The following is a 17,618-nucleotide window of genomic DNA, read 5'->3' on the forward strand; positions in this document are numbered from 1 at the left end:
CATGGGCGGGATGGCAGCGCGGCCATGCCCGCCCTGCGGCGTCCCGTCAGCCGGTGGCGAGGAGCTGCAGCGTGTCGATCACGCGGTTGGAGAAGCCCCACTCGTTGTCGTACCAGGCGACCACCTTCACGTGGCGGCCGTCGACGCGGGTGAGGGCCGAGTCGAAGATGGACGAGGCGGGATTGCCCACGATGTCCGAGGAGACCAGCGGGTCGTCGGAGTACTCGAGGACGCCGGCAAGCGGCCCCTCGGCCGCGGCACGGTAGGCGGCGAGCACGTCGTCGCGGGTCACGTCGCGGGCGACCGTTGTGTTGAGTTCGACGATCGAGCCCACCGGCACCGGTACGCGGATCGAGTCGCCCGACAGCTTGCCGTCCAGGCCGGGCAGGACCAGTCCGATCGCCTTGGCGGCGCCGGTCGTGGTCGGCACGATGTTCACGCCGGCGGCCCGGGCGCGACGGGCGTCGCGGTGCGGACCGTCCTGCAGGTTCTGCTCCTGCGTGTAGGCGTGCACGGTCGTCATGAATCCGTGCTCGATGCCGGCGAGGTCGTCGAGCACCTTCGCCAGCGGGGCGAGCGCGTTGGTGGTGCAGGAGGCGTTGGAGACGATCGTGTGCAGGTCCGGGTCGTAGGAGTCGGTGTTGACCCCGAAGGCGAGGGTGACGTCGGCGCCGTCCGACGGCGCGCTGACCAGCACCTTGCGCGCGCCCGCGTCGAGGTGGGCGCGGGCGGCCTTGGCGGAGGTGAAGCGGCCGGTGGCTTCCAGGACGATGTCGACGCCGAGTTCGGCCCAGGGCAGCTGCGCCGGTTCACGCTCGGCCAGCACCTTGATCCGGCGGCCGTCGACGATGAGGACATCCCCCTCGACGGTCACCGGGCGCCCGAGGCGGCCGGCCGTCGAGTCGTAGGCGAGCAGCCGGGCGAGCGTGGCGGGCTCGGTGAGGTCGTTGACGGCGACGATCTCGAGGGCGCTGTCGCGCTCCAGCAGGGCGCGCAGCACGTTGCGCCCGATGCGGCCGAATCCGTTGATGGCGATGCGAGTCATGAGTGATGTCCCTTCGTTATCGCCACCAGGCTCGCTCGCAGCTCACGCCGCCGACAGTGGCGCGATCGCCACGGTTCAAAAGGATCCCGCCAAAGCGCCCGCCACGGATTCTTCCACGGACTTCTCCGCGGATCGCACCTCGATTCCCGTCGCGGATCCCGTCGCGGATCCCGTCGCGGCTACTCGCCCCGGGTGAAGGTGCGTCGGTACTCGCTCGGTGTGGTGCCCAGGATGTGCTGGAAGTGCAGGCGCAGGTTCGCGCCGGTACCGAGCCCGACGTCGGCGGCGATCTGTTCGACGCTGCGCTCTGAGCGCTCCAGCAGTTCCCGGGCCCGGTCGATGCGGGCGCGCATCACCCACTGCATCGGCGTGTAGCCGGTCTCCTCCACGAAACGCCGGGAGAACGTGCGCGCCGAGACCCCGGCCTGCCGCGCCAGCAGGTCGAGCGAGAGTGGCTCGCCGAGCCGGCGCAGCGCCCACTCGCGGGTGGTGCCGAAGCGCTCGCCGAGCGGCTCGGGCACGCTGCGCGGCACGTACTGGGCCTGGCCGCCGCTGCGGTAGGGGGCCGCGACCAGACGACGGGCGGCGTGATTGGAGGCGGCCACTCCCAGGTCGCCGCGCAGGATGTGCAGGCACAGGTCGATGCCGGAGGCGGCACCGGCCGAGGTGAGCACGCTGCCCTCATCGACGAACAGCACGTTCTCGTCGACCTGGACGCGCGGGTACCTGGCCGTGAGGGCTCGCGTGTAGTGCCAGTGCGTCGTGGCGCGCCTGCCGTCGAGCAGGCCCGTCGCGGCGAGCGCGAAAGCCCCGGTGGAGATGGCGGCCAGCCGCGCGCCGCGCGCATGGGCGGCGACCAACGCGTCGACGACGGGCGGCGGCGGGTCCTCGAGGTCCGGGTGCCGGTAACCGGGGACGAAGACGATGTCGGCCCACGCCAGCGCGTCCAGGCCGTGGGCGACGTGGTACGCGAGTCCGTCGCCGCCTGTCACGAGACCGGGTGTCGCCCCGCACACCCGCACCTCGTACGGCATGCTCGCGCGGGTCGTGAAGACCTGCGCGGGAATGCCGACGTCGAGCGGCTTGGCACCCTCGAGCACGAGGACGGCGACGCGGTGGAGACGGGAGGACGGCACGGAAGAGAGGCTACGGGGAGCGGGGCGCCGGAACGCCCACTGCCCGGGCCGAGCAGCCGACGCCATCCGGGCCGTCCTCCCTCGGCGCACTCCACACCCTGTCCCACCACCGCCCCGGCTGCCGCAGCGCGCAGGGCGTCGTCGGCGTTTTGGCCACCCCCGGTCGCAGCCTCGCCCTTTGCACGGCAAGGGTCGGTGCACTGCGCATGCTCCGTCGAGCGCTCAACCGCAAGGTTCCAGTTCCGTCCGAAACACAGGTGTTCGAACACCGGGCGGGGTCGTTGAGCCACGTGACCAGCCGCGACGAAGGGGGAGCCACGTTGACTTCAGCTGAATCTCACGGGCAGCAGGACACCGCGCCGCCGCCGTTTCCACCACCGGCGGAGATCACCTACAGCGGGCAGTACGCGGTCAACCCGCTGGCCGAAGTGTCCTTCGGGCGGATGTGCGCCCACATTCCCAAGGTGCTCCTCAGGATCGCCCGGTTGTCGTGGAGGACCGACCGGCGTGCGGTGCAGCTCCTGTTGGGCTGCCAGGTGATCACCGGTGTCTCGGCCGCCGTCCTGCTGACCACGACCGCCGAGGCCATGGAATCGCTCCTGTCCGACGCCGCCGTGGCCGACCGGCTGCGCAGTGCCCTGCCCGCGCTCCTGGTGCTGGCGTTGGCCGCCTCGCTCGGCCGTGGCGCGGGCTCGGTGGCCACGTATGCCGAGCGGCGCATCACTCCCCGGCTGACGACGGAGACGGACAGCGCCCTCGTCGAGGCGGTGTGCCGGGTCGAGGCCGCCGCGTATGCCGGGGACGGCTTCTCGGACCGTCAGGAAGCCGCCGAGATGGGGGTGATCCGTACGCACGTGATGGTCACCGACGCCCAGCGCTTCGTGTCCGCCCTGATCCGTATGGTCACCGCCGGCAGCGTCCTGTCGGTGCTGAACGTGCTGATGCTGCCGCTGCTGCTGCTCGCCGTGCTCCCCGCCGGCATCGGAGCCGTCATGACGGCGCGGGTGGACTACGAGACGCACTACGCCAACGTGGCCGACCGCAACGTGCGCGGCATGATGCGCTGGTGGGCCACCACCTCGAAGTACGGCGACGAAGTCCGCGCCAACTCGATGACCGACTACCTGACCTACTGGTACCGAGCCCTGTCGAACCGGTGTGACCGCCGCACCCTCGCCGCCACGCCACGGACCTTGCGGATCTCTCTGCTGTCCTCGCTGGCCGGCGGCTTCTTCCTCGTCGCCACGTGGGGAGCACTGGCCTGGCTCGTCGTCAGCGGACGCATCAACCTCGCGGTCGCCGCCACCGCCGTCGTCGCCGTGCAGACGACGCTCGCCGCCCTGTCCCAGGTCGTCGTCAACGGTGCAGCCGTCTTCCACACCAGCCTCTACCTCGGCGACACGCAGTCGTTCCTCGACGACGCCGCGGACCGCGCTCCCCGACGCGGCCCCCGCAGTGTGACCGCTCCGATCGAGGAGATCACGCTGGAGGAAGCCGCCTACCAGTACCCGGGCAAGGACAAACCCGCCGTGGAAGGCGTCTCCCTCAGGCTACGGCGCGGTGAGATCCTGGCGATCGTCGGAGCGAACGGCTCCGGCAAGTCCACCCTCACCCGGCTGATCACCGGGATCTACCTGGCGGACAAGGGCAAGGTCTGCTGGAACGGTATGGACCTCGCCGAAGTCGCCCCCGCCACCGTGTGGGCGAACACCGGCCTCGTGCCTCAGATCTTCGCCCAGTGGCCGCTGCGCGTCCGCGAAAACATCACTCTCGGACAACCCCGCGCCCATGACGACGCGGCCGTGTGGGAGGCCGTCGACGCCGCCGGCCTGCGTGAGGCCGTCGATGACCTGCCTGCCGGCCTGGACACACTGCTCGCCCGCGACATCTTCGGCGGATCGGAACTCTCCGGCGGCCTGTGGCAGCGCGTCGCCTGTTCCAGGGCCCTGTACCGCAAGCCCGGGCTGCTGATCCTCGACGAGCCCACCTCCCAGATGGATCCGCGCGGTGAACACGGCATCTTCGAACAGATCAAGGCCATCGCCGCCGACCGCATCACCATCGTGGTCACGCATCGCCTGGAGAACACCAGGATCGCCGACCACATCATCGTGATGGAGCACGGCCGCATCACCGAGCAGGGGAGCTACGACGACCTCGTCCACGGCGGCGGGACCTTCTCCGAACTGCTGGAACTGTCCCAGGACCGCTGATGTGAACCCCGATCGTCCTTCGGGGGTAGGACTGTGCGCCGCCTGGTACGGACCTCAAGGACCGCTGACCAGCAACGACGAAGTGGCCTAGTTCGTCGCCCAGTCCGACGGGCTCAAACTCTGACCCTTGCGGGTCGGCAGCTGCGGGACAGGCCCCGCCGAGCGATTGTCGCACTCATGATCTAGAGTCACCCTGCTCTTCCGGGGAGGGGATGACGCATGGTGCGTGGGGGTAGTCGGGTCGTGTGGTGCGCTGCCGTGGTGTTGGCGCTGGCGGGCTGCGGGCGGGCGGATGTGCCGCCAGAGCGGCGCCCCGCGTTCGAGAGTACGGAGGACCTGCCCGAGAAGCTCGGTGCGGACGGCACCACCATCATGGTCGGCGATCCCGACGCGAAGGTGAAGGTGCACCTGTACGAGGATCTGCGCTGCCCCGTCTGCGAGCAGTTCGAGACCTCGGGCGGGGGCCCGCAGTTGCGCAAGGCGATGCTCGACCGTACCGCGACAGCGCAGTACACCCTGGCCTCCTTCCTCGACGACGGGGTCGGCGGCAGCGGATCCAAGAAGGCGGTCAACGCACTGCGTGCGGCGCTGAAGGAGGGCAAATTCCTGGAGTACCACGAGGTGCTCTACCTCAACCAGCCCGAAGAGAGCGTCGACGGCTACACCGACGCCTACCTGCTGAAGCTGGCCGGCCAAGTCGAGGGCCTGCGCAGCACGGCGTTCGACGCGGCCGTCAAGAACATGAAGTACCGCGACTTCGTGGCCGCTTCGCAGAAGGCCTACGAGCGGGCCGGAGGAGCGGAGGAGCCCGAAGGGCCGGGCACACCCACCGCGGTGATCAACGACAAGCGGATTCCTGCGGAAGTCAGCGGCGTTCTTCAGGACGGCACCGCCTTCACCCAGCTCCTGCACCAGATCCACGCCAATCCGTGGGAGTGGGAAGCCACCACCTTGTGACCTCCACGCGGGTGCAGTCAGGTCCTACTTGCGCTTGCGGATCTGTGCCGCGCCGAGGACGACGAGGGCCAGGACGGCGATCCCGGACAACAGCCAGAGAGGTACACCGTCGAGCCCTTTGTAGGCCAGTACGGTCGCATCAGTGGTCGATGGCACGAGACCTCCCCGCCTCTCCCCGGTTGTCATGACGTTCAACGTGCCCCCGGGTCCACGGTTGAAGCCCATGAAGATGTCGGTCCGCACGACTGGCTGCGCAGGGTGCTGCTCCTTTCCCTGCGCCGCCAGGAATGCCTGCTTGAAATGCGTAACGGCGGGGCAAACGGATCCTCTGGAACAGGGAGGATGCCATGACCATGACGGATCGACCCGTCGAGCCGGAAGGCGAGAGCAGCGCGTGCTGCGCGCGGCACGACAGCCCGGGCGCGAGACCCGGCACCGAGGAGCCCGAGACAGCGCGGGAGCGGGTCAACCGGCGCTGGAACGAGATACTGCAGGAAACACGAGTCACACAGACGGGCGTGCAGATCCTCTTCGGCTTTCTGCTCAGCGTGGCCTTCACCCCTCTGTTCAGGGAATTGGAGACGCTGGACCGCGCCATCTACGTCACCACCGTGGTGCTCGGGGCCGCGGCCACCGGAACCCTCATAGCTCCCGTCTCCATCCACCGGTTCCTGTCCGGGCAGCGCATGAAGGACGAGGTAGTCGAAGCCGCCGGCCGTTTGATGATGTGTGGCATGGTCCTCCTCGCCCTGACCATCGGCTGTACGCTCCTGTTGATCCTCCGTTTCGTCGTTCCAGGCGTTCTCGCCGAAGTGCTCGTCGCCGGGGTCATGCTGTGGTTCGGACTCTGCTGGTACGCGCTGCCGCTGTATCTGCGACGTCGCGGGGACCAGCGTTCCCGGACCACGGACGCGTAGGGGCGCGAGTGCCATGGAACGGGGTCCTCGATGGCCGGCGCTCGACGGTGGCCTGCGGTCGCCGTTGACGGTGAAGGCGACATCTCACGAGAAGCACGTGGCGCAGGGGCCCAACCCGTACGCCACCGCCATGCCGTTGTCTTGTCGGCCTACACCGCGTAGGGCACCGGACGCACGAACCGCTCCCGCCCCGCCTCGTCACGCACCGGCGTGCACCCGGCAGCCAGCAGCCGCTCGGCCAGTTTCGCGCGACGGGTCGCGTTGATCCGGAGTGCGCCCAGCAGGAACGCCGGGGTGAGGACGGCGAGGGGCAGGAGAACGACGTACTTTCCGGTCAGCACGGCCAGCAGCAGGAACAGCAGCGGCCCAGCCCACGCCATGGCCAGCAGTTGCCTGCGGTTGGCGGCGGCGCCGGCCGCGTCGTAGCGGATGAGCGTGGTGATCAGGTCGACGTCCGCCTGCGCCTCGGGGACCGGCGTGAGCGAGCCCAGGTACATGCCCGGCACCGGGCGTCCGGGGCCGGGGTCGGGGAATGCCGCGCTGTTGGCCGCCGCGCGCTGCTGCGCCTGGGGGCTCGTGTCCCGGACGAGGCGGATGTGCGCCATCTTGTGCTTGCCGACCAGGCGGACGTCGGCATACCGGAATCCGTAGCACTCCGCGATGTACGCGAGCGCGCCGAACGTCTGCCGCTCGGCGAAGGGGTGGACGAGTTCGATCATGTCCTGGGTCGCGATCTGCCGCATGAGGGCGGTGATGTGGCGGTCGGCGAGGCTCAAGGTCACTCCTGGCTGGAAAGCACTGCTGAATTTCTGGTTCCGCACACCAGACTGATCAAGCGGCCCAAGGGTTGCCCTCCTGGCGGGCAGAGACGTGTCCCCCATTCTCCGTTCCAGCCTTTGCTTAACCTATCGACATTCGATAGATTCCCATCGTGCGTCGATGGAAGGATGGGCGATGGGGAAACTGACACTCGGTGCGTTGCGTGCCGTGCTCGCGGTGGTGCTCGTCGGCACCGTGTTCGTGCAGGCGTCGATGGTGTGGGCGTTGGCAACCGACCCGGAGGACGGGTCGCTCCCGCTGACCCCACTGCGCGTGATCACGATCCTGGGCATGGTCGCGGCACAGGTCGCCGCGGTCTGCGTAGGGCGGCTGGTGACGATGGTGCGACGCAGAACCGTCTTCTCCCCCGCCGCCTTCCGGTACGTCGACGCCGTGATCGGCGCGATCGTGACGGCCGCCCTCCTTTGGTTCGCCGTCACCATCATCAATGCGCCGGGGCAGCGGGAGGACCCGGGCGTCACCGTCATCATGGGCGGGATCGGCGTGGCCATCCTGGGTGTCGCGCTCATCGTGCTCGTGCTGCGGATGCTGCTCGCCCAGGCCGTCTCGCGTGATGTCGAAGCGTCACAGATGGAGGCCGAGTTGGACCAGGTGATCTGAGGGTCCACTTCAGATCGTCGCAGAACGTCACGCCGACGGCCACGTCGTCCTGGCAGCGGACGGTCATGCTGGACTTGCCGTTGCGGTCGTCGTCCGGGAAGGTCATGGGCGAAGGTCGGGCAGTGAAAGGGGGAGGCGCGTGGAACAGAGCGAGGACCAGATCCTGGTGGAAGAGCTTGCTGCGCTGGGTGCCGTGAGTGGGGGCAGTGGTCGCTTGACCGGGCTCGTGGCCCGGCTGTTGAAGAAGAACGCCCACGAGATCGACCTTGTCGTCCCCTTGCCGTTCGACGATGCGGTGCAGCGCGTCGTCGGAGTTCTGGAGGGGGCGGGGCGATCCGGAAGGTCCGCGCATCTCGAATCGGGCGGGGACCAGGAGATGATCCGTGTCGTGGCCGGTGGCGGTGCCGGCGGGATGAATCCCGTAGTGGTCACTGCGCTGGTGACAAGGGGCGCGGGGAACCGCACGGAGGTCAAGCTCCGTGCAGCCGCAAAAGAAGGCCTGATCAAACAGCGAGCGGGAGAGAAGACGGCCGCCCGTCTTGCTGCATTGCTGAGTCAGTAGGGAGGAGCCTTCACACTCCCCTCATGTCTTCTTCGAGCTGACTGACCTGACTCAGGTGGTCGGCCGGCGGAGCCTGTTCCGCCAGGCGATGAGTGCCTGGAAGGGGCGAACGCCGTGGACCGCAGCCTTCATCAGCTGCTTGACCGTGCGGAAGCACTGCTCCGGAACCTGGTTCCCGCCCGCGTCCAGGAGTCCCAACACCAGCTTCGTCAGGCTCGCCCACGCCCAGAACGCGGCGATGACGTGCCCTCCTCGCACGTGCATGACCATGAGCGCGAAGAGAATCCCGACCTCCTGGCCGATCGCGTTGTCCGGGGGCAGATTGGTCAGGACCCAGGCGTACCCGGCCTTGGTCCTGTCGGCTCGTGGTGCGTCCCGAACGCGTAGGCCCAGGTCTCCGAGTGCTCTCCCCTCGCACCATGTGTCCTTCTGCTCGCGATAGATGCCGACCGCTCTGACCCGGGCCTCGACCGCCTCCAACCGGCGGCGTCCACATCTCAGCGTCGTGGCGAGGCGTTCCAGAGCCTCCGCTTCCTTGTGTCTGTCGCCGCGCGCCCGGGCCAGCTCGATCTCACGTTCCTGCACCTCGACGGCCTCCGTGATGCGCCCAGCCGTACGCAGTGCGATGCCGAGGTTGTTCAGCACCGTGAGCAACAGGCGTTCCTCGTCACGCTCCTCGTGGATGGCCGCCGCGTCCCGGTAAGCCGCGACGGCCTCCTCGTACCGGCCGAGCTGCTTCAGCTTGTCGCCCAGGGCGTTCAGCGCCACGGACTCCAGCGCGCGGTCGCACACCTTGTGACAGACGGCCACGAGTCGCTGGTAATTGTCCACCGCCTCTTCCGCGCTCATGTCGCTCACCGACCACAGGTGCTGGAGCGCGATGGCCTGGTGGTGCTCGTCTCCGCGCTCCTGGTAGAGGACGAGGGCGCGGCGGAAGGTCTCGACGGCCTCGGCGGACCGCTTCATCGCGAACAACGTGTCTCCGAGGCGCATGAGTTGCAGGCCCTCGGCATGCCAGTCACCCATCGCGGCGAAATGCCGTACGGATTCGTTGAGCACCTCGGTGGCTTCGTCGTACCGGGCTGTCTCGTACAACGTGTCGGCCAGGCCCATGAGCGCCTTGCCGATGCAGCCCTGGTCGCCGAGTTCCTTGCTGAGAGTCAGGCTCTCCGTATGGGCCTTGACGGCGTCCTCGAACCTCTCGGCGCACTGCAGCGAGGCCCCGAGGCTGGTCAATGCCGTGGCCTGTCGCATCCGGTCGCCGCGTGTCCGGCTGATGTCCAGGCTCTTTGACGCGGCCTCCACCGCCTCGTCCACCCTGCCGCAGTCAGGGAGGATCTGGCTCAGGTTGTTCAGGGCGGTGGCCTCACAGCACGGGTGCTCGATCTCGCGGGCACAGTCGACGGCGAGCCGGGTGACGGTCACGGCGTCGGCGGCATAGCTTCTTCGGCTGAGCAGGAACGGGCGCATCTTCTCCTGGAGGTCCAGTACCGCACGGGGATGTCCGGTGGCCGCGGCCCGGGCGATGAGCGCCATCAGGTTGGCCCGTTCGTCCTCCAGCCATTGCACGGCGTGTGCGCGGTCCCGGAAGTCGTCCGGCAGGGGCCCGTCGTCAAAGGTGTGCAGATGCGCGTTCGCCGCCTGCACGAGTTTTTGGCAGTGTTTCAGCAGACGGGTTAAGGCGGCGCTTCGCCACTTGGCGCTGTCGCTTTCCACCAGCCTGGCCGCGTAGACGCGCAGGAGGTCATGCATGCGCCAGCGTCCCGAGCCCACCGGCTGCTCCGCCAGCAGTCCGGCCCGGGCAAGCGCGGCCAGGCCGTTCCGCGTCCGGGCGCGCGGCTGTCCCCAGAGTGCCGCCGCCGCGTCCGTGCTGGTGTCCGGGCCGGGATTCAGCGCGAATTGCCGGAACAACTGGCGGTGGTGCGGAAGCAGCCGCTGGTAGGAGAGGTGGAAAGCCGCCTGGACCGCTGTCGTGTGCCCGCCGTCCTCGTAGCGCAGGACGTCCAGACGGGTGTGGGCGTCGGCGAGTTCGGCGACGAGTTCGGCGATGGCCCGGCCGGGGTCGGTGGTGAGCAGGGAAGCGGCGATCTGCAGAGCGAGTGGATGGTGGCCGCAGTGCCCGGCGAGTTCGGCGATCGCGTCGGTCTCCCGCAGCCGTGGATCGTCGGGCCGGGCATGCCTCAGCGCCTCGGCGATCAGGTCCGCCGCGCCCCGTGGTGGCAGTTCGTCCAGGCCGAACAGCCGGGCCTGGAACGAGGGTCCGGTGAGCAGGTGACGGGAGGTCACCAGCAGTCGGTGTGCGGAGCGGGCGGGCACGAGGCGTTCGATCTGGGCGGCGCTGGACGCGTCGTCGGCGATCAGCAGGACAGCCCTGCCCTCGTCGGCGAGCCGGTTGAGCGCCGCCTGGCACAGGCCCGTCTGCTCGTCCGGTGTCACAGCGTCGTCCACGCACAGGGCCCGCGCCAGCGTGCCCATGGCCTCCTCCGCGCCGACCGGACCGGCCGGGTCGTGCCCCCGCAGGTGGAGGAAGAGGGCACCGCCGGGGAACCACCCCCGCGCCACGGCCTGATGGGCGACATGGAGGGCCAGGGCGGTCTTGCCGATGCCGGGCAGTCCGGACAGCACCGAGACGACGGGTGTGGCACGCGCCCGGGACGAGGGGGCGAGCAGCGCCAGTACGGCCTCGGCCTCCTTCTCCCGGCCGGCCAGGTGCGTCGGCTCCGCGGGGAGGCGCAGCATCGGCGTCGGATCCTCGGGGCCCGACGCGCAGACCGTGTTGCCGTCGCCGCTGACCTGGATCACATGGCCGTGTCCGGATGCCGTGGCGGCCTGGGACCGCGCGGCCCTGCTCCTACCGATCCCCATGTACGGGACCTGTCGTGCCGTCGCTTCCGCCGACCTGGGTGATGCCGGCCCGGCCCGATGCCGTCGCGCGCTGCGTCACCCTGTCGGGGCGCTCCTCGGGACCGGCGTGTCCGGGATCTCGGTGCCCTGCGATCTGTGTGACCCTGCCGGCGTCCGACGCCGTCGCACTCTGCCGCACCTGGATTCCGGACCGGGGCGGGCCTGAGGTCTGCGGGGAGCGGTTGTCCGTGGCAACGGTGCCGGGTCGCCCCCTGTCCCCCGCCCACCAGGCCGCCGCCGCTCCGACCAGCGTGGTCACCGTGGCCGCGAACGTCGTCGCCACCAGCCATCGGTCGGCCTCCGCTCTGGGCAAGAAGCCGAATGGTGCGGCCCGGGCCGACCACAGACAGATCACGAACGAGCCCGCCCCCGCGAACACCGTGACGGCCCAACGCCTTGCGCGCTGCATGCGTCCCCCCTTGTCTCGACGCGTGATGTCAGAGGTACAGACGGAAACGAGTCGCCCGGAGCAAAACGTGGAAAGCAGGGACAGATGCTCGCGCTTCGGCTACCGCATGCAACGAGGGGCTTTCCCAGGCAGGGGAGCAACGGCCCCGGGCCGGTCCGGAAGGATCTCAATTTCCCTCGGCCGTACGTCAGTTGCGGACCGGCACCCGCGGGCATAGGCATAGACCTTTTCATGATCACGGGCTAGGCTCTGCCGCGCGTATCCGAGAGCGCTCTCAAGCTCTGCTGTTCCACCCCCACCCTGCTGGAACAACGAAGGGGCACCCCTTGAGACGCACCACAACCCTGCGCACCGGACTGTCCGCACTGCTGCTGCTCGGCACCTGGGCGACCGCCGCCGCCCTGCCGGCCGCCGCCGACACTCCCCCGCGCTCCACCGGAGCACCGGCCTCCTCGGCACTCCTCTCCGCGATGCAGCGCGACTTGGGGCTGACCCGGGACGAGGCCGAAGCGCGCCTGGCCGCGGAGAAGACCGCGACGGCCGTCGCACACAAGGCGCGGAACGCCGCCGGTTCGGCCTACGGCGGCTCCTGGTACGACGCCGGCAGCGGCAAACTCGCCGTCGCCGTGACCCGCGCCGCACACGCCGATGCGGTACGGGCGACCGGCGCGACCGTGCGGCTCGTGCGGTTCAGCGCGCGGCAGCTCGACGCGGCGAAGAAGGGCATCGATGCGCTGTCCGCGCCCGCCGGAGTCGGGAGTTGGCACGTGGATCCGAAGGCCAACAAGGTCGTCGTGGACGTCGTCGCCGCGCACCGGGACGACAACGATGTCCGGGCCTTCCTCTCCCGAGCCCGCGAGGCCGGTCCCGTCACAGTGCGGGAGACCCCGGCCGCACCGCATACCTTCGCCGCCGGCACCGTGGGCGGCGACCCGTACTACACCGGCAACGTCCGCTGCTCCATCGGCTTCTCCGTGCACGGCGGCTTCGTCACCGCCGGGCACTGCGGCTCGCCGAGTGCGGCGGTGTACGGCTGGGACCGGTCGTACATCGGCAACTTCCAGGGATCGTCGTTCCCGGGCAACGACTACGCCTGGGTGCACGTGGGCAGCGGCTGGTGGACCGTGCCGGTCGTGCTCGGCTGGGGCACGGTTCCCGACCAGCTCGTCCGCGGCTCCGCCGAAGCGCCGGTGGGTGCCTCCGTCTGCCGTTCCGGTTCCACCACGCACTGGCACTGCGGCACCGTGCTGGCGAAGAACGAGACGGTGAACTACAGCCAGGGCGCCGTCCACCAGATGACGAAGACGAGCGTCTGCGCCGAGCCCGGTGACAGCGGCGGCTCCTTCATCAGCGGCGACCAGGCCCAGGGAGTCACCTCCGGCGGCTGGGGCAACTGCGGCAGCGGCGGGGAGACCTGGCACCAGCCGGTCAACGAGATCCTCAACCGGTACGGGCTGCGGCTGCACACGGCCTGACCACTGATCAGCACACCGAGCGGGCGCCGTCTCCGCCACTTCGGCCGACGGCGCCCACCCGGACGCCCGCTGGATACCGGGCGGGCTCACCGAGATGCCGGTGACCGGCAGGTGGGTGACGAGCCTCCCGACTCGCACCGTCAGTCGTCCAGCTCGGGACGTAGAGCACGGGGCCAGGACGGCTCCGGGGGGCTTCACATCGGGTCGGGCAGGTGCAGGGGCAGGAGCGCGAGTTCGGCCGGGTCGACCACCGCGGTGATCTCGGTGATGAGGCCGTCGGCGACGGTGAAGGCGAGGGGGGAGAGCGGAGCGCCGTCCTCGTTCCAGGAGATGACGCCAGGGCGGCCGTTGACCGTCACGGCTCGTCCTCGTGCCGCGCTGCCGGCCACGCGCGCGCGGGTTGCGATCTCGGTGGCCCCGAGCGTGACGAACATGCCGGCCGGGGCGCGGTGAGTTTCACGTCGGGGTGCAGGACCCGCAGCAGCTCCTCGAACCGGCCGTCGCGGGCCGCGGCCAGGAAGGCCTGCGCCACTTCGCGTTGCTGCCGTCCGGTACTCGCGGGCTGGCGGGCGTCCCGTATCTTCCGGCGGGCGCGGCTGGCGGGCATCTTGGTCGCGTCGGCGGGCTTGCCGAGGATGGTGCCGATCTCGCTGAAGGGCACGGCGAACACGTCGTGCAGCACGAACACCAGTCGTTCGTCGGCGCGCAGCGGGTCGGGGCGGGGACCGTGACCAGCGCGAGGCCGACGGAGTCCCCGAGTGCCACGAGATCCTCCGGGGCGGGAGCGTCGTCGAGTCGCACGGTGAACTCGGACGGCTGGTCCTCGAGAGCGACTTCCCGGCGCGTACGGCCGGACCGCAGGACATCGAGGCTGATGCGGCCGACCACGGTGGTCGGCCGGCCGCCGAGATTGCCGATGATGTCGGCGTCCTGGCGGGCCGGACGCAGCCACGCCTCCGGTGCACGTGTCCCGGCGCGAACCCCCGCTGCGGGCCCGGCCACAGTACGGCTCCTTCACCCTCCCGGACGGTGCCGAACCTGTCATTCCGTGGTGCAGTCGGGTCATGGCATCTCCGCCCGCGCACGACCAGGGCTCCCCGACGCCTGCCCGGCGTGAACGCCCTTCCCGACTGATCGATGTCGGCGTTGCCGTGCTGCTCCTGGTCGCGGACGCGGTCATCGTCGTCTTCGCCGGGTTGCTGCTCGTCGCGGTCGGCATGGGGACCGCCCACGCGCCGCATTCCTCGCGCCCCGTGCAGTCGAGCGACACCCCCGTCCTGGTCTGGTTCGTCGTCTGGGGCGTGCCGGCCGTGGCGGCGGTCGGCGCCGTCGTGCATGCCCGACTGAGGATGCCCGTGACGGCCGTGGTGCAGAGCCTGTTCACACTCGTCTGCGGGCTCATGGCCGTCGCCTGGACGCGCATGCTGCTGTCCTAGGCCGGCACCGGAACCAAGATCGATTGTCAGTGGTGGGTGAGAGGATTGGAGCATCAAGTCGGAACAAGGGGGAGCTGTGATGTCCGGAACCCAGAATTACATCAATCACGTTGCTCTAGTGCTGGATGCGAGCTCGTCGATGTCGCACCTGAGCCGGAAAGTCGTCGACGTCGCCGACCAGCAGATCGCCTATCTCGCGCGCCGTTCCAGGGAATTGGACCAGGAAACCCGCGTCACGGTGTACGTCTTCGCCGACAAGGTGGAGTGCGTCATCTACGACAAGGACGTGCTGCGCATGCCGTCGCTGAAGCAGCTCTACCGGACCGGTGGAATGACGGCCCTCCTTGCGGCCGCGCTGAAGTCGCAGCGGGAGCTGGCTCAGACGGCCCAACTGTACGGCGACCACAGTTTCCTGACGTTCGTGCTCACCGACGGGCAGGAGAACGCGAGCCACCGCTGCCCGGACGCCCCCGTCAGGAATCCACGCCAACTGGTCCAGGCCGTGGCCGAGATGATCGAGCGGCAGCAGGACAACTGGACGCTGGCCGTGCTGGTGCCCGACCAGATGGGCAAGCGGGAGGCCATGCAGTGCGGCTTCCCCAAGGACAACATCGCCATATGGGACGCCACCAGCACGCAGGGCCTGGAGGAGGCCGGGCAGGTCATCCGGCAGGCCACGGAGAACTTCATGGTGGGCCGCACCCAGGGCATCCGGGGATCGCGTGCGGTGTTCTCCACCGGGGCGGAAGCGGTCAACGAGGACACCATCAAGGCGGCCGGCCTCACCCCGGTCGATCCGTCGACGTACCAGTTGATCCCGGTGGCCCGCGATGCGGGTATCAAGGAGTGGGTCGTCGAATGCGGACACACCTATCGGACCGGTGGGGCGTTCTACGAGCTCAGCAAGTCGGAGAAAGTCCAGGCGCAAAAGCAGATCGCGGTGCTGGAAAAGAAGACGGACCGCGTCTATACGGGGCCCGAGGCCCGATCCCTGCTCGGCCTGCCTGACACGGAAGTCCGCGTCAAGCCGGACCACAACGACCACTTCACCATTTTCGTGCAGAGCACCAGCGTCAACCGGAAACTCGTCCCCAACACGCGGCTGCTGCTCATGCTGTGACCATTCATGAAGCCGATGGGGTGCCGGAGGCTTCGCCGCCCCGGCTTCCCATCACGAGTCCGTTCCACGGCACCGTCGGCACGTCATGTTCGTTCAGCGCATGGCCGGCGACAGACCGAGTTCCCGCTCACCGAGCGGGGTGAAGAAGCGCTCGACATCGGCGTCGGTGACCTCGCCCAGGGTCTTCGGTGACCAGCGCGGCCTGCGGTCCTTGTCGACGACCTGGGCGCGGATTCCCTCCACCAGGTCGGGTGTGTCCAGGACCGCGCAGGAGACGCGGTACTCCTGGTTCAGGACCAGCTCCAGCGTGCCGAGCTTCCGAGCGCGGCGCAGGGAGGCGAGGGTGACCTTCAGGGCGGTCGGCGACTTGGCAAGCAAGGTCTCCGCGGCCTCCTTCGTGTCGGGGTCGCCGTGTGCGAGCAGCCGGCGCACGATCTCCTCGACGGTGTCGGCGGCGTAGCAGGCGTCGATCCAGTCGCCCCGGGCGGCCAGAGCGCCCTCCTCGGGGGTCCGCACGGAGCCGGCCAGGGCCTCCCCCACGGGCGACTCGGCAAGGGCGTCCAGGAGATCCGGCAGTGCGGCCGTCGGCACGTAGTGATCGGCGAGCCCGCACAACAGCGCGTCGGCGGCGCCGATCTGAGCGCCCGTCAGGGCGAGATGGGTGCCCAGCTCCCCCGGGACCTCGGCGAGCAGGTGGGTGCCGCCCACGTCCGGCACGAAGCCGATGCCGGTCTCCGGCATGGCGACCCGGGACCGCTCGGTGACGATACGGACGCTGCCGTGGGCCGAGACACCGACACCCCCGCCCATCACGATGCCGTCCATCACGGCGACGTACGGCTTGGGCCAGCGGGCGATGCGGGCGTTGAGGCGGTATTCGTCGCGCCAGAACGCGGCGGTGGCCGTGCCGTCACCGTCACGGGCGTCGTCGTGGATGGCGCGGATGTCACCGCCGGCACACAGGCCGCGCTCCCCCGCGCCGGTGATGACGACGGTCTCCACCGCGGGGTCCCGTTCCCAGGCGGTGAGCGCCTCGTCGATGCGGCGGACCATGGTGTGGGTGAGGGCGTTGAGTGCGCGAGGCCGGTTGAGCGTGATGCGGGCGGTGCGCCCCTGGGTGTGGAAGAGGACGGGTTCGCATTCTTCGGGTCGGCTCATCGGGACCCCTCCCCCGGGCCCGGCACGGGTTCGCGCGTGGGACGGAGCACCATGAGTGAGTCCTCCAGGGTCGCCACCATGGCGAAGGGGAACCGGTCGAGCTCGAGACAGAGTGCGACGTCGTCGGGGTGGACTCCTTGACGTATACCCTCCGCCAGCTCGGTGGCGGCGCGCGACTCTCCGGCGCGGCGGAGGAAGTCGGCTGCGTCCGTCCGGGGCTCGGTGGCCCTCCGGGCGATGTACTCGGCGCACGCCAGGTCTTCGTCGGCCTGTCCGTCCTCGCCCGTGACCACGAACGTGGCACTGCCGCCGGCACGCGTCCGCAGCAGCCGAGCCGTTGCCTCCGCCACCACGAAGCCGGCGCACAGCACCAGCGAGGCCTCCTTGACCGCCAGGGCGCCGACCGTCCCTGCCGTGGTCTTCTGCACGACGGTCCGTCCGGTGAGGTCGAGAGACCGCAGCAGGCCCGGCGAGTTGACCGTGTCGAACCCGGGCGCGGGCGGACCGTCCTTGAGTGCCACCCAGTCCGGGTGGCGAGCCTTGAGGGCCAGGGCTTCGTCCAGCGACTCGGCGAGAACGATCTTTTCCGCGCCCTGGCCGAAGGCCCAGGCAGCGACCGTGAAAGCACGCATGACGTCGATCACGACCGCCACGGAGGGGGTTTCGGTCAACTCGGTGATGCCGAGGAAGCGAGCGTCCATCCCGCCATGATCGCGCATGCCCCGAAGGACGCGGTCAGGCAGTGACGCGCATCACCTCGACCCGTCGACGGTGTCCCTTTGTGCCATCGCCGGCGATTCTTCGCACCCTCGCAGGCGATCATTCGCGCCACCGCCGGTGATCCTT

The 17,618-nt window shown here is 69.6% G+C and carries 15 protein-coding genes and 1 pseudogene; 8 read left to right on the forward strand and 8 right to left on the reverse strand.

The genetic code is table 11. From position 1 onward, the window contains the following. Window positions 1-46: 46 nt before the first annotated feature. Window positions 47-1,045: a type I glyceraldehyde-3-phosphate dehydrogenase gene (gene gap, locus IE153_RS34585; protein WP_189593662.1), complete on the reverse strand. Its 999-nt coding sequence runs from the start codon at window positions 1,043-1,045 to the stop codon at window positions 47-49. A 179-nt stretch (window positions 1,046-1,224) separates the two neighbouring features. Next, window positions 1,225-2,181, reverse strand: a complete 957-nt coding sequence (locus IE153_RS34590; RefSeq protein WP_189593663.1) for a GlxA family transcriptional regulator — start codon at window positions 2,179-2,181, stop codon at window positions 1,225-1,227. 320 nt (window positions 2,182-2,501) lie between these two features. On the opposite strand from IE153_RS34590, the gene IE153_RS34595 reads away from it, so the two are divergent. Beyond that, complete coding sequence (locus IE153_RS34595) at window positions 2,502-4,394, forward strand: ATP-binding cassette domain-containing protein (RefSeq protein ID WP_189593664.1); 1,893 nt, start codon at window positions 2,502-2,504, stop codon at window positions 4,392-4,394. A gap of 219 nt (window positions 4,395-4,613) precedes the next feature. Next, window positions 4,614-5,351, forward strand: a complete 738-nt coding sequence (locus IE153_RS34600) for a DsbA family protein (RefSeq protein ID WP_189593665.1) — start codon at window positions 4,614-4,616, stop codon at window positions 5,349-5,351. A 24-nt stretch (window positions 5,352-5,375) separates the two neighbouring features. On the opposite strand, the gene IE153_RS42495 is transcribed toward IE153_RS34600, so the two are convergent. Then, the gene (locus tag IE153_RS42495) at window positions 5,376-5,507 is read right to left on the reverse strand and encodes a hypothetical protein (protein WP_268251913.1); all 132 of its coding nucleotides are present in this window, start codon (window positions 5,505-5,507) and stop codon (window positions 5,376-5,378) included. Window positions 5,508-5,698: 191 nt separating this feature from the next. On the opposite strand from IE153_RS42495, the gene IE153_RS34605 reads away from it, so the two are divergent. Next, window positions 5,699-6,268, forward strand: coding sequence for a DUF6328 family protein (locus IE153_RS34605; RefSeq protein WP_189593666.1), 570 nt, complete (start codon window positions 5,699-5,701; stop codon window positions 6,266-6,268). A 149-nt stretch (window positions 6,269-6,417) separates the two neighbouring features. Here IE153_RS34605 and IE153_RS34610 read toward each other — a convergent pair whose 3' ends face one another. Further along, on the reverse strand, window positions 6,418-7,050 hold the full coding sequence (locus IE153_RS34610; protein WP_438817973.1) for a hypothetical protein: 633 nt from the start codon (window positions 7,048-7,050) through the stop codon (window positions 6,418-6,420). A 172-nt stretch (window positions 7,051-7,222) separates the two neighbouring features. Between IE153_RS34610 and IE153_RS34615 the strand changes: the two genes are divergently transcribed. Together IE153_RS34615 and IE153_RS34620 are read left to right on the forward strand one after the other, a co-directional pair. Further along, window positions 7,223-7,708 (forward strand): DUF2975 domain-containing protein, encoded by a 486-nt coding sequence (locus tag IE153_RS34615; protein ID WP_189593668.1) that lies wholly within the window; start codon window positions 7,223-7,225, stop codon window positions 7,706-7,708. Between the two features lie 139 nt (window positions 7,709-7,847). Next, the gene (locus IE153_RS34620) at window positions 7,848-8,270 is read left to right on the forward strand and encodes a hypothetical protein (protein ID WP_189593669.1); all 423 of its coding nucleotides are present in this window, start codon (window positions 7,848-7,850) and stop codon (window positions 8,268-8,270) included. Between the two features lie 51 nt (window positions 8,271-8,321). Here IE153_RS34620 and IE153_RS34625 read toward each other — a convergent pair whose 3' ends face one another. After that, entirely contained in the window at window positions 8,322-11,135 is a 2,814-nt protein-coding gene (locus tag IE153_RS34625) for a tetratricopeptide repeat protein (protein WP_189593670.1), read from the reverse strand. Between the two features lie 774 nt (window positions 11,136-11,909). Between IE153_RS34625 and IE153_RS34630 the strand changes: the two genes are divergently transcribed. Then, entirely contained in the window at window positions 11,910-13,058 is a 1,149-nt protein-coding gene (locus IE153_RS34630) for a S1 family peptidase (protein WP_189593671.1), read from the forward strand. Window positions 13,059-13,252: 194 nt separating this feature from the next. Here the strand turns inward: IE153_RS34630 and IE153_RS42955 are convergent. Then, a pseudogene (locus tag IE153_RS42955) lies at window positions 13,253-14,072 on the reverse strand (sigma-70 family RNA polymerase sigma factor family protein); the annotation flags it as partial. A gap of 50 nt (window positions 14,073-14,122) precedes the next feature. Between IE153_RS42955 and IE153_RS34640 the strand changes: the two are divergent. Beyond that, window positions 14,123-14,494: a hypothetical protein gene (locus IE153_RS34640; RefSeq protein WP_189593672.1), complete on the forward strand. Its 372-nt coding sequence runs from the start codon at window positions 14,123-14,125 to the stop codon at window positions 14,492-14,494. Between the two features lie 79 nt (window positions 14,495-14,573). Continuing rightward, the gene (locus tag IE153_RS34645) at window positions 14,574-15,614 is read left to right on the forward strand and encodes a vWA domain-containing protein (RefSeq protein ID WP_189593673.1); all 1,041 of its coding nucleotides are present in this window, start codon (window positions 14,574-14,576) and stop codon (window positions 15,612-15,614) included. A 93-nt stretch (window positions 15,615-15,707) separates the two neighbouring features. Here IE153_RS34645 and IE153_RS34650 read toward each other — a convergent pair whose 3' ends face one another. Then, a complete protein-coding gene (locus tag IE153_RS34650; protein ID WP_189593674.1) occupies window positions 15,708-16,772 on the reverse strand; it encodes an enoyl-CoA hydratase/isomerase family protein in 1,065 nt (354 codons plus the stop codon). Continuing rightward, window positions 16,769-17,473 carry a 2-phosphosulfolactate phosphatase gene (locus IE153_RS34655; RefSeq protein ID WP_189593675.1) on the reverse strand — a complete coding sequence of 235 codons (705 nt, stop codon included), beginning with the start codon at window positions 17,471-17,473 and terminating at the stop codon, window positions 16,769-16,771. Before IE153_RS34655 ends, IE153_RS34650 begins: the two co-directional genes overlap by 4 nt. Window positions 17,474-17,618: the final 145 nt, after the last annotated feature.

Source organism: Streptomyces massasporeus (assembly GCF_014648995.1).
Classification (GTDB): Bacteria; Actinomycetota; Actinomycetes; order Streptomycetales; family Streptomycetaceae; genus Streptomyces; species Streptomyces massasporeus.